Origin of the sequence: Planotetraspora phitsanulokensis, assembly GCF_016863295.1 — a bacterium.
GTDB classification, from domain to species: domain Bacteria; phylum Actinomycetota; class Actinomycetes; order Streptosporangiales; family Streptosporangiaceae; genus Planotetraspora; species Planotetraspora phitsanulokensis.
On record NZ_BOOP01000008.1, the window covers coordinates 88,099 to 101,901 of the forward strand.

Genomic DNA, 13,803 nt, shown 5'->3' on the forward strand with positions numbered 1-13,803 from the left:
GAGGGCCATCCCTCCACCCGCAACGAGTGAAAGGAGGACACCATCTTGCCCGCATCCACCACTAACGCGCACGCAATCCACGGCGCCATCAGCCGCCTGAAAGACCCCCACTACACTCGCTGGGCATCCCAGATCCGGCGCTCAGGCGGCTGCCGACAGCCGATCCACCTCCGCGGCAAAGTCGAACACTGGGACACCGCCACCGGCACCCTGCTCCACCGCTATAGCACCCGCCTCGAACCGGACGGCGTCCTACGCGTCCCCTGCAAGACCCGGCGCGCCTCGCGCTGCCCGTCGTGCGCAGAGGTCTACCGCGCCGACACCTACCACCTCATCCGTGCCGGCCTCGTCGGTGGCAAAGGCGTCCCGGAGTCGGTGACGGCACATCCGTGCCTGTTCGTCACCCTTACCGCGCCGCCCTTCGGCGCTGTCCACACCCGCAGGGAGCGAAACGGCAAGATGCTGCCCTGTCACCCCCGCCGGGACGCCCAGGTGTGCCCGCACGGGATCATGCCGTCGTGTATGGTGCGGCACCAGCCGAATGCCGAAAGCCTCGGCGAACCACTCTGCCCCGGCTGCTACGACTACACCGGCTCCGTCCTGTTCAACGCCCTCGCGCCCTTGCTGTGGAAACGCTTCACCAACGCTCTGCGCCGCCACATAGCGAAAAGCGGTGACCTCACCTTGCGCGACATGCGTGAACAGCTCACTGTCGCGTTCGCCAAAGTCGCCGAATACCAACGCCGCGGCGTCGTCCACTTCCACGCCGTCATCCGCCTCGACGGTCCCAGCGGTCCCGGCCTCGACCCTCCCGGCTGGGCCACGGCTGACGTCCTGGCGCAAGCCGTCCAGCACGCCGCAGGTGCCGTCACCGCGACCACCCCTGCGGCTGCTGGTACTTCAGCGCGAGTTCTGCAGTGGGGACGCGAGATCGACGTCCGGCCCATCACCCTGCGGGGTGACCTGACGGAACAGGCTGTGGCCGGCTACATCGCCAAGTACGCCACCAAAGCGGCCGAATGCGTCGGCACCCTCGACCGGCGCATCGTCCCCACCGAAGATTTGGCGCTGCTGCCTGTCCGCGACCATGCGCGTTGTCTCATCGCCGAATGCCTCCGCCTGGGCGCCTTCAGCGGGCTGGCCGGCCTGCGGCTCATCCACTGGGCGCACATGCTCGGCTTCGGGGGCCACTTCTCCACCCGGAGTCGCCGCTTCTCCATCACCCTCGGCGACATCCGCGCCGACCGCGCTGAACATGCCCGAACCGAGGCCGTCTCGACCGGACGCCTACTTCTCTTCGACGAGGACACCGCCCTTGTCGTCAGCGACTGGCACTACGCCGGACGAGGCTTCACGCCTGGTGACGCGCTCCTAGCGGCCTCCATGACCAAAGGCAGTGTCTCGTCGTCAGGTGACGGGGGTGGTGTGTGATGTCGACCGACGACATGCTGACGCTGCCTCAGGTGCTGGCCGAACTGAATGGTGTCTCTCTGCGCACCTTCTATCGGTGGCGCGAACTCGGCAAGGCTCCCGTCTGCACCCGGTATCCGAACAACAAGCTGAGGGTACGGCGGAGCGATCTAAACGCTTGGCTCGACGCACGTAGGGAGGCGTCGTGACGACCAGCTATGACGTCCGCTTCTGGGATACACGGCGTAACGCCTCCAGCAAGAAGCCGTCGTACGAAGCCCGGTGGAAGGTCGGCGGCAAGGCGAAGTCGAAGACGTTTCGTACCAAGGCGCTTGCCGACAACTTCGTGTCTGACCTGCGGCAAGCGGCCAAGCTGGGGGAGGCATTCGACGTCGTCACTGGTCTTCCGCTGTCGATGCTCGCAGCAGACAACTCGAAGCCGTCTGGTCCTACCTTCCTGGAGTTCGTGCAGTCGTACCTCATGAGCCGTTGGCGCAGTTCGGCCGCGAGGACTCGTGAGACAGACGCCTACGCCATGCTGTCGCTGGTTCCCGCTCTTGTGGCGGACCTGCCGAGCCGGCCAAGTGATTCGGAGATACGCGGTGTTCTCCGCAGCCACGCGCTCCTACCGGAGGGGAGGAGGGCCGACCTCACCAACAGGCAGGCTGTCACGCTCCGCTGGCTGGAGAAGGCGTCACTCCCGATGTCGGATCTAAGGGAAGCTCGCTTGCTCCGCATCGCCCTCGACGCCATCGCAGAGACCTTCGCCGGCAAAGAAGCCGGGGCGAACACAGTCAGGCGCAAGCGAGCTGTCTTCCACCATCTCCTTGAGCAGGCAGTAGAGCAGAAGCTCTTCGTGAGTAACCCGCTCGATGAGATCAAGTGGACACCTCCCAAGGCCGTCACCGCTGTCGACCCACGTACAGTCGTCAACCCTGCGCAGGCGCGGAAATTGCTGGACGCCGTATCCATGGTCGGCCGCAAACGCGGCCCACGGCTCAAAGCCCTTTTCGCATGCATGTACTACGCAGCCCTGCGCCCGGAGGAAGCGAGCGACCTACGTCTGAAGAACTGCACGCTGCCAAGCGCGGGATGGGGATTGATCATCCTGGAGAAGGCGCGTCCTCAAAGCACCAAGCGATGGACGAACACGGGGGAGACCCACGAGCCGAGAAGCCTGAAGCATCGTGCTGACAAGGAGACTCGGGAGATTCCCATCCCGCCCTCCCTCGTCGACGTCCTTCGCTCCCATGTCGAGGAGTACGGCACGGCGGAGGACGGCAGACTGTTCCGGACAAGTACTGGCGGGACCCACTCCAGCTCCGCGCATTCCTATGTCTGGCAGGAAGCCCGGAAGCTCGCCCTCACGCCGGCACAGTCTGCGTCGCCTTTGGCCGCCCGGCCATACGACCTTCGACATGCTGCGGTGTCGCTATGGCTGAATGCGGGCGTCTCGCCTACTGAAGTCGCCAAGCGCGCAGGGCACAGCGTGGATGTCCTCCTTCGGGTCTACGCCAAGTGCATGGACGGTCAGCAGGACGCCATCAACAACAAGATCAATGATGTTCTCGACTGCTAACGGTTTATGAACGTAGTGGAGTCGCCTCCATCGTTCGCTAGATCTGGTGCGGCATGTACCAACCCAACTACTTGCCTTAATGCAATATGTCGATGCTGACATATGTGGGATCCGTTATCCGCACAACCACGGGCCAGAACGAGTTAGCCCGATGGTGCGACCTGGACATTTACGTCGCGCTGCCGCTGGTAGTGAGTCCGGGCAGAGGCCGACGCCCGGCAGTTCGAGATGTTTGCGGCGAGAACCTTCTCTACAAGGTCAAGGCGACCCGCCTACGGCGGTTCGCGGCGCTCCGGCCGGCCAGCGGGCCGGGCATGCGGCTCTCCGGCCGGCCCCGGCCCGCGCCGCCCGACACGGTGCGGCATTTGGTACGCGAGGGCCCAAATGTATCAGTTTGTTGTAGCGCCGCCTCTAATATCTACGATCGAGGTAGCCTCAGGGGGAACAGTATCCTCTCAACCGAAACGTGGGTATCGAGGCACATGAATGATCGCTTTTGGTTGTACAACTGGATCGACGAGAAGGCCATTAAGTCAGAGAAGGACATTGATAGAGTAGTCAAGAGGCGAGCCACCTTTGGCGAACTCGAGCGTATTGCCGAGGTCATCCCTTATACAACAGAAGAAGTGAGCCACGAGGGGCCGTATGCTCTTGCAGGCAGAGGAATGGATCTGACTGGCGAATTAGACTGTTACGCGTGGAACTGCCAGAAGAAGCAAGTCGATGTCCTCTTCTCTCGGACCTGGCATTACTTCGACAAAATCGTGGTCACCGGCTTGACCCCCACGCGCTTTTGCCAGATGTTGGACAGCTCCTACGATTCCCAGTTCAGGAAATTGGTCCTCGCGTCACAGCTTCGACTATTGCTGTATCTTCGAGATATAGGAGCCGAGGCGAATCTCATATTTCGCCAGAAGACCCCAGCGTGCAGGCAGCATTTCGAAGAGCACCTGCGAGAGTCGGGTTTAAGCCATCTTGTCGATGCGGCTGCCCCACTTGTAGACGAATTAGCTCTGGCAGGTCATTACACGATCGATAGGCGTTGTGATGACCATTTACACTATACTTTCGAGCATCCTCTATTGGAGCATGTGCAGTCCGGCGCTGTAGGAGCAGGATTAGTCGGGGAGGATCTTGCCCGGGCCATCGCAATGGATGTCTTCAAGCTGTATTCGGCGCACATGGTTGCCGACATTCGCACATCGAGGATTGTGAAGGCGCCGCTTGCCGCCGTAGTGGGACTGCATCGCGAGACGCTATATCGGGTGCCTGCAGCGGATGAGCATTCCATCGCCCTAGAACTCGGACTCCCTTTCCTTAACGGAGTACCAGTCAAGGATCTAATCCAGATCAGAAACGACGAGTATCTCTCGTTTGAAAAGTTTCGAACTTCACTTCGTAAGGCAATCAAAGAAAAGGTTACATCGGCGACTGAAGGTGGGCCGACAGAAGTCGCCAATGAGATCAGCCGGGATATAGTCCTTCCTTCTCTTAACGAGATAGCGCTTAAGCTCAACAAGGCTCAGAAGGTGCTTACCAAAAAGTCGGCCCTCAGCGTTGGTGTCGGTGTGGCGGCGACGATGATCGGAGCCATCGCCGGAATTCCCCTTCTACTGCCCGCGGGGGTTGCGTCCGCTCTATTGCCTTCCGCCCACTACATGAAGTACCTAGAGGAGAAACGAGATATTGAACTAGCCGACATGTATTTCTTGTGGAAATTGCAGGGGAAGGCCACTCCGTGATGCGCAATGTTAAGTCGTGTGCGGCCGGTGCTGGGGCGCAGAGGGCATTGACATCTCGGTCGGGCTACGTGTTCGGCAGCTATCGGTGGGCAGGGGAGGGAACAGTGCAAGACCCTAGCCGTGCCACTAGCGGCCCGGTCGTTATGGGGTGAGGCCAGCCGAGTAGCCGGCCTCTATAAACCGCCGCCATCCGCCGGCATACGACACCGCGTGGCCGTCGCGCCGCTCAGTCGTACGTCTGAGCCTGTAGATCCCGCCGTATGACATCAGCTCGTAGACCGTCATCACGCATATGCAGTGTGTTTCACAGATCGCCCATCGCCAGGAGAGTCGTCGCACCACAGGAGCTCAACACGTCGTGCCTGCGGCGCCGCAGCATGCGGAGAGACACCCGGGCAGTCCGGCCAGTCGTCATCGGGACCGAAGGCTATGGCGGCGATCCATGGGTGGCTTATACGCAGTTCGCTTGCGATAGCTTCCATGTCGAGTGGGCCGAGCGTGAGATCTGACCGCACTCTGTTGATCATCTCGCCTGAGCGCAGGCGGATCAGAGCGGCCTTTGTCTCGTATCCGCCGAGCACTGAGAGGTAACTTAGTACACGAGGGATGCTGCCTGAGGAGGCGTGATTCTTACGACTATCCGAGAATCCGCAAAAACTCCTCGTGAAGATTTTTGAGTGAACGCTCTCCATCTGTATTGAGCTTAATTCTATTGACGTCTTGTACCAGGTGACTGGCAATGGCGGTCTTTCCTGGAACGGGTAGGTCTGCGGACCTGCAGTATTTAGCCACGGCGTGAGCTACCGTGTCATTTGTATCGAGGTCGTCGGCGGGTATTGTTATATCGGGAAATCCCGCATCTCGAAGCAAAGTTTCCACAGCGGAAATATATGATTCGCGGTCAAGAAGATCCTCAATTGCCTGTCCGGTCGGCAGGTTCGCTACCCTGTCTTCAGGTATGCCTAGGCTGATCAGTTGCTTCTTGTAGTTGAGCCCTGCCTTATCGCCGTCAACCAGGAAAGCGATGCGAGATGCGACTGCATCGATCTCGAACTCAGGATTGTGGAGTCCAGAAAGACCGGGAGCCACCTGATAGCCAAGGCTCTGCAAGCCTGTCGCCAGCCGTATAAGCGATGGCAAAAGGATCATGTCAGACGGGCCTTCCGCTAATACTGCACGTCGGCATACAGAGAAGGCCGCTGCGCCCGCTCCCATCGCGAATAGCAATGGCGAAAATCCCGGTTGGTTGCTACTCCAGAACGAATTGCTGAGGACGCTTGAATCTCTTCCGTTTGGAGCCACGAAGCGGACTCCGGTGCCAAGGTCGGGCGGCAGGCAGCCGGGTGAATGTGTTGTATAGAATATTTGTTTTACTTTGTCTTGTTTCAGCAGCACATCCACTAGGTCGGCTTGCGCATCGTAATGGAGATGTGTTTCTGCTTCGTCAATTAAGAGGATCGGCGGGACGTCTGGGTCCTTGATGAGCACGAAGCACAGCAGAGCTACGAAAACCCTTAGGCCCTCACTTCGTTCGGAGATGGCAGTTGTGGCGCCGTCTTCATCGAGTTCTTCGACGAGAACTTGAAGTTTGTTTCCATCCGTGTCGAGTCGAACAGCCAACTTGGCTTGGCGCCATGCTGGAGTTAAGGTTTTATAGAGGCGCTCATTTGCTCTTCGTAGCAATGTCTTGAGTCGCGCGAGATTTTGTGTAGATAGAGCTTGCCACAAGGCGTCAAGATCGGTCCCAGCAATCGATAATAGATTGCTTAGCGCGCTTGGCACGTTCCTTCGAAGAGCCTCACTGGAGAGATCGTACGTGCTGCCGATAGTCCGATCAGTGTGATCAAAGAGATAGAATTTCGGACAGCGTTTACGTAGTCGGCCGCGCGCGATCTTGTTCGGGTGGTCGGACTCCATGTAACTTACCAAAGACCTAAGTGTATCTATGGAGTCCGATATTGTATTAGCATCGTCCTCCGAGGTATCGGTTGCAGCCTCGAGTCCAGCTATGGCCTGATTAACTTGTTGAGCATCGGATTCCTTCCAACTTTCGATCGGCTGTTCCAGCAGTACAATTAATGCAGCGAGTAGTTTCGCCCAACTGTCTGGATCGTCATCATCGGTAACGATACCAGCGACCGAGAGTAAAGCGGCCTGCGCCTTCTTGAAGATATGCGGATTTCGTTTCAGCTCCGGATATGCGCCAGTCCGTAGCGCGCCGCTTCGATCTTTAGCCAGAACAAACTCATTAGGCACAATGCTGGTGTCTGAATCGATGTCGCTAAGAGCGGCTCGATCCTCGTCGTCGAGAATATATCTGGCCACGACAGCATGTGTGTCAGACGTGGCATTTTCATTTCTGCTGATATCCTGGATTGAAAGTTTATCGCGCCCTTCCGTCAGCCATTCCAAGCCTTTTAGGACGCTGCTCTTTCCGGCTTCATTTGGTCCGAGGAAAGCGATCAAGCGCCCATCGACGTTGCAGGAGGTTTGAGCAAGACGCCGATACCCGTTAAAGGTGATCTTGGTTAGTCGCATATGTTGCTCGCATTGGTTTCCATGAGGGTGATCAAGTGTAGTCGATGATGATATCGCGTTCACCGTTACTGTGAAGCAACGGGTAATGTGCCTCAATTGGGACGATCCGGATAAGTAGGCATAATTGCCCTCGTTTGTCTCGGATTGTCGTGATGGGGCTAGACCGTTCCGTACGATTGCTGCTTGTTCAGTCGTGATCCCGCTGTTCCTGATGACTGGCAATCCGTCGCGTGGTGGAAATTCGTTGTCGAATGATCTCGGCCCAGAAGTGTTCGCCGTGCCTGTAGGCGCTGCCGGCGTAGCGCCATTCGCCCGCCGTCAGCACCTCGTGCTCTCCGAGGTCAGGTAGCCCCGTCGCTGACGAGACTGCTCGGCCCGAAACGCAGCACGGAGCCCACGCAGCGCCCCTAGCGTGGTCGAGTAGTAGCGACTCTTCGTCGAGAAGTGGCGCCGATAACCGAGCATGTGCGCCCATTGCCGCAGCGGGATCAGCCGGTATTCGGCGGTGCCCGCCAGGACGAAGCAGGCATAGATCATGCGTCGCGCATGTTCGGTGACGTCGAGGTGCGCGACAGCGAACATCTCGCGTATCGGCCGGTCAACGGTCCGCGCTGACTCGGCCCCCTTGGTCGCGTACTTCGCCACGTAGGACGCAACCCGCTGATCGGCGATCCCTTCTACGGACGTCGCCACACAGATGGGTTCCACATCGAGCTGCGTACCCCACCGTCCTACGAACGACGGTTGATCGTCCGGGACGGAAACACCCACCCCTCCCGCAGCTTCCTGTATCGCCGCCCGGAGGACGGGGACCGTGGCCCAGTCAGCCGGACAGTCCGCAGGACCGTCCGGTCCGTCGAGGCGGATCACCGCATGGAAGTGGACCTGACCGCGAGCCGGATATTCGGCGACCTTGGCATACGACAGGCGCAATCGCCGGCGCAGCTCCGCCCGAGTGATCCCCAGATGGCGAGCGAGGACGGCCGGAAGTGCCCTGAGTGAAGCGACGCCACAACTCGCCCGCATGGGCGTTCCAAAGCACCGCGCCCCGGTAGTCGTAGCAGTTCATGCAGATCGGCTGACCTATCTGGGTGTCGCCGTCCTCATGGCGCGCCCTGCACCTTTGCGGCCTGCCGTGCTCGCACACCGGGTCGTCGCGGCGAGGACGGCACGGCAGCACCTTGTCTTCCTTCTGTCGCTGAGCATGGACAGCCCCGATGAAGGTGGCGAACACACGGGGATGGGCGCTCACGTCTTCAGGGACGCCCTTACCGCCACGCAGCCCAGAAAGAATCAGGTGCTACGTGTCATCGCGATAGACCTCCGAGCACGCCGGGCACCGAGACGCGCGCCGATTGCCGCACGCCGTCAGTAGAAACCCGGTGGGCTCATCAGCGGTCCGATAGACGTCCAGCACGTCCAGGCTGGAATCGAAGGTGACCCGATGACCTACAAGCCGGATGGGTTGAGCGCAGCCGCCCGTTGCGCGAACCATCTCTTGCCAACGGGTGAAATCGGGCGTGGCGGCACGCTGAGCAGCGGCGTACATGTCTTTGGAGAACGGGCCGGGATTCGCGCGGCCACCTCGTTATCCGAGAAGCCGCTCACTTGCTCATCAGGGTCGCCGCTGATGTCGACACCAAGAATGGCGCCGATGCGTTGCCATTTTTCGGGAAGCCCGTGATCTGTCGGTCCTCTTTCGCGGTGTTCCTTATCTCGGACTCCGCCAAGGTGAACATCCCGGGGTGCGGGCCGGCTCCTCCATCGCCGACGACGGTGAGGAACTCCCTATAGGCCTCAGGCAGGGTTACCCCGTGCTCCGCTTCGAACGGGTCGATCTCGGCCTCGGCGAGGATAGGCCCCAGGGCGTAGCGATGTCGCTTGGCGCCGAATCTTTCGTGCTCTGGGTCGGCTGCAGCGATGGTCGCCAGGCAGGACAGAATGTGATCAACATTCCACATGGCTGCTCCTGTCGGGGGACTCCGGCCTACTGAGTTTTGAGCCTTGGCCTCGGGCTACGCATCGGATTTTCATCCCGCAGCTATCCCGTGACAGCTGACATGGGGCTGCCTCCGGTGACCTACGGCTGCATCGAGGTGTGAGATGTCTCGGAGAAGAACCCCAGGTCGGAGCTGGATCCCAAGGTCAAGAAAGTGCCCCCGGCAGGATTCGAACCTGCGGCACCCGCTTTAGGAGAGCGGTGCTCTATCCCCTGAGCTACGGAGGCGTGATGTGCTCTGTAAGCCTAGCGAAGAGTTGGCACAGCGCGCGCCTCAGAAGGGGTGTGGCGACAACCTGATCGGTCATCGCGTGGCTGAACTGCGGTAAAGCCCTGGCAAGTGGGCGAGTTCCTCCTCGTCGGACCTGGCTACCGTCACTGTTCGTGACCGGATTGCGACGCAAATACTTGCGCGGGCTGCGTCCCGTGGTGCTCGTCGTAGGGTTGATCGCGCCAGCGGTCCTCGCTTCGGGCATGTTGATGGCCGAGATCACCGGCTACGAGGCGACGGCTCGGGGAGCCACCGGCCCCATTCAGGCGGCCGGCAAGGTGGGATCTCTACACCCCCAGAACGCGATGTCCGCCAATGACATGGCGAGCGGGTCGTTCCAGAACGTCGTCATGCCCGGTATCGCCACCGGCCATCCTCACAGCCGGCTGGTGGTCGGCCCCGACGACGCTGAGGCGAAGGGCCTCCACAACGCGGGCGACCAGAAGGCTGGCGTCCTTGCGGAGGGCAGGCACGCACAACGGCCGGAAGCCGCCAGCCCCCCAGATGCCGCTCAACCAGCCGCTGCGGCGCCTGCAAATAACGGCGCGCTGTCGAACGGTGTCGCGCCTGCCGACGCCGCCAAAGGCTCAGCAGCAGCCAAGGGCGTTGCGCCGGGTCGGCAGGTCATGCAGCCGACGGCCGTGCCGCCGCCTTCCGGGCCCTCCCGTATGTACGGCCAGCTCATCATCATCCGCACGCCCGAAGCGGGTCCGCAGCCTGCCGCCGGCACAGCGCAGCCGGCCGCGGTGACCAAGGCGACGCCGGTCGAGAAGAAGGATCAGGGCGAGCTGACCTGCGCCCTCGACTGGCAGGACACCTGGCTGTGGGACCTCTGCAAGGAACGCGGCGGGAAGTCGTAAACCACCATTAGCGACGGATGGGACAAGTCTCCAAATTGGACCGTGATAGGCACCTATCGCATTGGACGACCGGGCCCGAGGACTCAGGCGGCTGTAGTAACGTGCGTGCCTGACCGAAGTCACGAGTTCGTAAAGAGGAGTTGATCGTGCCGTCTCCTCGGTCGGCTGGTCTGATCGTGGCCGTCATGGCGATGACCTCTGTCGCCGCGGTCTCATCCGGCAGGTCCCCCGCAGGCGTCTCGCCCGGCGCGTCCCACTTCGTCACCGTGGCTTCTGAGACAGCCATCACTCGCGCGACCTCACCGCAGACCGCCGCATCTCTGACGAAGGCCGAGACTGAGGCGGCCGGTGGTCCCAGCTTGACGACGCTCCGCCGGCAGGCCCAGGAGGCGTACAAGGCGATCGGCGACGCCTCCAAGCAACTGGACGCCAGGAAGAAGCAGTTCGACTCCTCGCAGAAGAAACTGGCGTCCAAGCTGAGGCAGCTCGCGAAGGCCAACCAGGAGTTGTCCGCGATGCGCAAGCCGCTCTCGGACTTGGTCGAGTCGGTCTACCAGAACCCCTCGGCCACCGGACTCGGCCCGCTTCTCGCCCAGGGTGACGGCACTTCGATGCTCCGGGCGATGAGCGACGTCGACCACCTGGCCGTCGGTCGGAACAAGATCCTCGATGATGCGGTGCGCTTGCTGAAGGACAAGGAGAAGCTCGCCAACGAGGCTCAGGACCTGCGATCGGCCAATCTCCTCGAAGAAGCCCAGCTCGACCACCAGGTCGACACTCTGCGGACGAAGTCCGCCGACCTGGTCAAGTCACTGACGCAGACGCTCAGCAAGATGGGCGTCAAGGTGAACCAGGGCCATCGTGGGGCGGGCGCCTGCGACCCCACGCGGATCTCCACCGCAGCGCAGTACCCAAACGGCCTGCTTCCCAAGAGCAGCCTCTGCCCTCTGCCCCAGGCGGGGAGGGAACTGCGCGCCGACGCGGCGATCGCCTTCGCTGATCTCAACCTGGCCTACCAGAAGAATTTCGGCAAGCAGATGTGCGTGACGGACAGCTATCGCAGCCTCGCCTCGCAGCAGGCCGTCTACTATTCGCGCCCCGGCTTCGCGGCCGTGCCCGGCCGGAGCAACCATGGTCTCGGCCTGGCCGTCGATCTCTGTGGCGGCGTGCAGAACTCCGGGTCGGCCCAGTTCAACTGGCTGGAGGCCAACAGCAAGCGCTACGGGTTCATCCATCCGCCGTGGGCCTACAGCAACCCCTTTGAGCCCTGGCACTGGGAGTACGACCCCAAGCTCGGCGCCGGCGTCTGACGCGGCGGCGACGCGTGACTCCGATGATCAAGTATCAAGGGACATCACGAAGCCCAGACGGTACGGCTCAGCGCGGATGGATGGTGACTGAAAGCCGGGCCTGAGCCTGTGCCTGGGCGAGCTGAGCAGCCTCCGCCGGGCTCGTCGCCAGCACGAGCAGTGCTCCTGCCTCCGACCCATTCGCTGCGGCCTCCACCGGGCGGGCCAGCACCCGCACCTCGTGTGCCACGGCGAGCGCCTGCTGGGCGTCGCCCTCGAATGCGGCCAGCACGTCGATCACGTCGCCGGGGGAGAGCAACCTCGCCGCGTCCGGGTCGGCGATCCGCACCGGAGCGGCCACCATCCCCGGCTCCCGCGCCGCCAGCAGGCCCTGGCCGAGCAACCGGGCGTCCGTGAGCGGCTCGCCCTTGCGCACCGGCCCCGCCACGACCCGCCCCGTCAGGGGCGACCCTGCCGGAAACGCGCCATCGGGGACCGCGTACGGCGGGAGCCGTACGGAAATGACGTCGGCGGCGGTCAGGCGGCCGCCACTCAGATCGCGGGCGGCGGCGAGGACCGCCACGCCCTGGGGTTGCCGGACGGCCATCAGCACGCACGCCACCGCCAGACCCGCGAGCAGCGCCGCGATCAGCCGACGGCGCCGAGCGAGGACGCGTCTCATTCCGCGCATGAGGGATCGCCCCCGAAGATCGCACGCATGGCCGGCTACGGAAGGTCGAAGGGGAGCGTGAAGCCGTCCAGAGCGTTCCCGCACGAGCATGACCGCTCTAGGGGAAGGCCTTCGACGACCTCGCCGACCAGCGTGCGCATCCGCTCGACGTTGGCGGCGAAGAAGGCGAGAACCTCCTCGTGCGTGACCCCCTCACCGGCTTCGACGCCGGCGTCGTGGTCGGTCACCAGGCACAGGGACGTGTAACAGAGGGCCAGTTCGCGGGCGAGCACCGCCTCGGGGTGAGCGGTCATGCCGATGATCGACCAACCGGCACCGGAGTACCACCTCGACTCCGCCCGGGTGGAGAACCGGGGACCCTCGATTACGACGAGCGTGCCGCCGTCGACGGTGTTCCACTCCGTCTCCCGCGCCTTCGCCACGGCAACAGTCCGGCCCGAAGAGCAGTAGGGATCGGCGAACGACACGTGGACGGCGCCGCCGGCGTCGTAGTAGGTCTGCACGCGGCTGGTCGTGCGATCCACCAGTTGGTCGGGGACGACCAGGACGCCCGGGCCGATCTCGGGACGCAAAGATCCGACGGCACTGGGGCCGATCACCTGACGGACGCCGAGAGAGCGCAGCGCCCACAGGTTCGCCCGATAAGGGATGCGATGCGGGGGAAAGGTGTGACCTCGTCCGTGGCGTGGGATGAAGGCCACGGACCGCTCTCCGATCCGGCCCAGCGTGATCGTGTCGCTCGGCGGGCCGTACGGCGTCGCCACGCTGATCTCTTCGGCGTCGTCGAGCAGGGAGTAGAAACCCGAGCCGCCGATGACCCCGATCTCCGCGCGATTCGTCATGCGGCTGACCTTAACGAATTCGCATCGGCCGAGATTTACGAGCTGTGGAAAACTCGTGCGGGCCCGGTCGGCGCCGGGCCCGGGGTCACGCGGCGGAGGTGGTGGAGCTCGACGTGGACGTGGAGGAGGTCGCGGAACCGGAGGCGGCCGCGGGCTCCTTCTTGGCCGTGTCGCTCGACGTGGTGCTCGTGTCGGCGGTGGTCTTCTTCGAGTCGCTCGAGGACGTGGAGGTCGACGCGGGCGACGTGGACGAGCTCGACGACCGGCTGTCGGTGCGGTAGAAACCCGAACCCTTGAACACGATGCCGACCGGGGAGAAGACCTTGCGCAGCTTGCCCTGACACTGGGGGCACTCCGTGAGCGGGTCGTCGGTGAACTTCTGGACGGCCTCCAGCTGCTCACCGCAGACGGTACAGGCGTACTGGTAGGTGGGCACGCACTCCTCCTGAAACTGGCACTCGACCCGTTCGACTGCTAATGGTAAGCAGTCAACGAGCTGAAACGCCACTCAAGCCCGGTTTATTGCGTTGGCATCAAGCCGCGCACATCGCACCGTACCGTCACATGGCACTCCACCGCCCC

The 13,803-nt window shown here is 62.3% G+C and carries 12 protein-coding genes, 1 tRNA gene and 1 pseudogene; 6 read left to right on the top strand and 8 right to left on the bottom strand.

From position 1 onward, the window contains the following. Positions 1 to 45: 45 nt before the first annotated feature. The 4 genes from Pph01_RS10255 to Pph01_RS10270 all read left to right on the top strand — a co-directional run bounded on the left by Pph01_RS10255 (position 46) and on the right by Pph01_RS10270 (position 4,731). Positions 46 to 1,431, top strand: a complete 1,386-nt coding sequence (locus Pph01_RS10255; RefSeq protein ID WP_239116567.1) for a replication initiator — start codon at positions 46 to 48, stop codon at positions 1,429 to 1,431. Further along, positions 1,431 to 1,619, top strand: coding sequence for a helix-turn-helix transcriptional regulator (locus Pph01_RS10260; RefSeq protein ID WP_308441888.1), 189 nt, complete (start codon positions 1,431 to 1,433; stop codon positions 1,617 to 1,619). The genes Pph01_RS10255 and Pph01_RS10260 overlap by 1 nt, the downstream gene beginning before the upstream one ends. After that, positions 1,616 to 2,989 carry a tyrosine-type recombinase/integrase gene (locus Pph01_RS10265; protein WP_204072790.1) on the top strand — a complete coding sequence of 458 codons (1,374 nt, stop codon included), beginning with the start codon at positions 1,616 to 1,618 and terminating at the stop codon, positions 2,987 to 2,989. The genes Pph01_RS10260 and Pph01_RS10265 overlap by 4 nt, the downstream gene beginning before the upstream one ends. Positions 2,990 to 3,489: 500 nt before the next feature. After that, the gene (locus Pph01_RS10270) at positions 3,490 to 4,731 is read left to right on the top strand and encodes a hypothetical protein (RefSeq protein WP_204072791.1); all 1,242 of its coding nucleotides are present in this window, start codon (positions 3,490 to 3,492) and stop codon (positions 4,729 to 4,731) included. Positions 4,732 to 5,367: 636 nt separating this feature from the next. On the opposite strand, the gene Pph01_RS10275 is transcribed toward Pph01_RS10270, so the two are convergent. From Pph01_RS10275 to Pph01_RS10290, 5 genes and pseudogenes are all read right to left on the bottom strand, one after another. After that, positions 5,368 to 7,269: an AAA family ATPase gene (locus Pph01_RS10275; protein ID WP_204072792.1), complete on the bottom strand. Its 1,902-nt coding sequence runs from the start codon at positions 7,267 to 7,269 to the stop codon at positions 5,368 to 5,370. Positions 7,270 to 7,587: 318 nt separating this feature from the next. After that, on the bottom strand, positions 7,588 to 8,202 hold the full coding sequence (locus Pph01_RS10280) for a replication initiator (protein WP_204072793.1): 615 nt from the start codon (positions 8,200 to 8,202) through the stop codon (positions 7,588 to 7,590). After that, positions 8,093 to 8,818 (bottom strand): annotated as a pseudogene (locus tag Pph01_RS43670) (replication initiator). Before Pph01_RS43670 ends, Pph01_RS10280 begins: the two are co-directional and overlap by 110 nt. Positions 8,819 to 8,873: 55 nt before the next feature. Then, the gene (locus tag Pph01_RS10285; protein ID WP_204072794.1) at positions 8,874 to 9,230 is read right to left on the bottom strand and encodes an SMI1/KNR4 family protein; all 357 of its coding nucleotides are present in this window, start codon (positions 9,228 to 9,230) and stop codon (positions 8,874 to 8,876) included. A 193-nt stretch (positions 9,231 to 9,423) separates the two neighbouring features. Next, a tRNA-Arg gene (locus Pph01_RS10290) sits at positions 9,424 to 9,496 on the bottom strand. Positions 9,497 to 9,652: 156 nt separating this feature from the next. On the opposite strand from Pph01_RS10290, the gene Pph01_RS10295 reads away from it, so the two are divergent. Continuing rightward, a complete protein-coding gene (locus tag Pph01_RS10295; protein WP_204072795.1) occupies positions 9,653 to 10,399 on the top strand; it encodes a hypothetical protein in 747 nt (248 codons plus the stop codon). 185 nt (positions 10,400 to 10,584) lie between these two features. Continuing rightward, complete coding sequence (locus Pph01_RS10300) at positions 10,585 to 11,709, top strand: D-alanyl-D-alanine carboxypeptidase family protein (protein ID WP_204072796.1); 1,125 nt, start codon at positions 10,585 to 10,587, stop codon at positions 11,707 to 11,709. 67 nt (positions 11,710 to 11,776) lie between these two features. Here Pph01_RS10300 and cpaB read toward each other — a convergent pair whose 3' ends face one another. From cpaB to Pph01_RS10315, 3 genes are all read right to left on the bottom strand, one after another. Then, positions 11,777 to 12,370 carry a Flp pilus assembly protein CpaB gene (cpaB, locus tag Pph01_RS10305; protein ID WP_239116568.1) on the bottom strand — a complete coding sequence of 198 codons (594 nt, stop codon included), beginning with the start codon at positions 12,368 to 12,370 and terminating at the stop codon, positions 11,777 to 11,779. Positions 12,371 to 12,414: 44 nt separating this feature from the next. Then, the gene (locus Pph01_RS10310) at positions 12,415 to 13,221 is read right to left on the bottom strand and encodes an S-methyl-5'-thioadenosine phosphorylase (RefSeq protein WP_204072798.1); all 807 of its coding nucleotides are present in this window, start codon (positions 13,219 to 13,221) and stop codon (positions 12,415 to 12,417) included. 85 nt (positions 13,222 to 13,306) lie between these two features. Beyond that, on the bottom strand, positions 13,307 to 13,657 hold the full coding sequence (locus Pph01_RS10315; RefSeq protein ID WP_204072799.1) for an FmdB family zinc ribbon protein: 351 nt from the start codon (positions 13,655 to 13,657) through the stop codon (positions 13,307 to 13,309). Between the last annotated feature and the right edge of the window lie 146 nt (positions 13,658 to 13,803).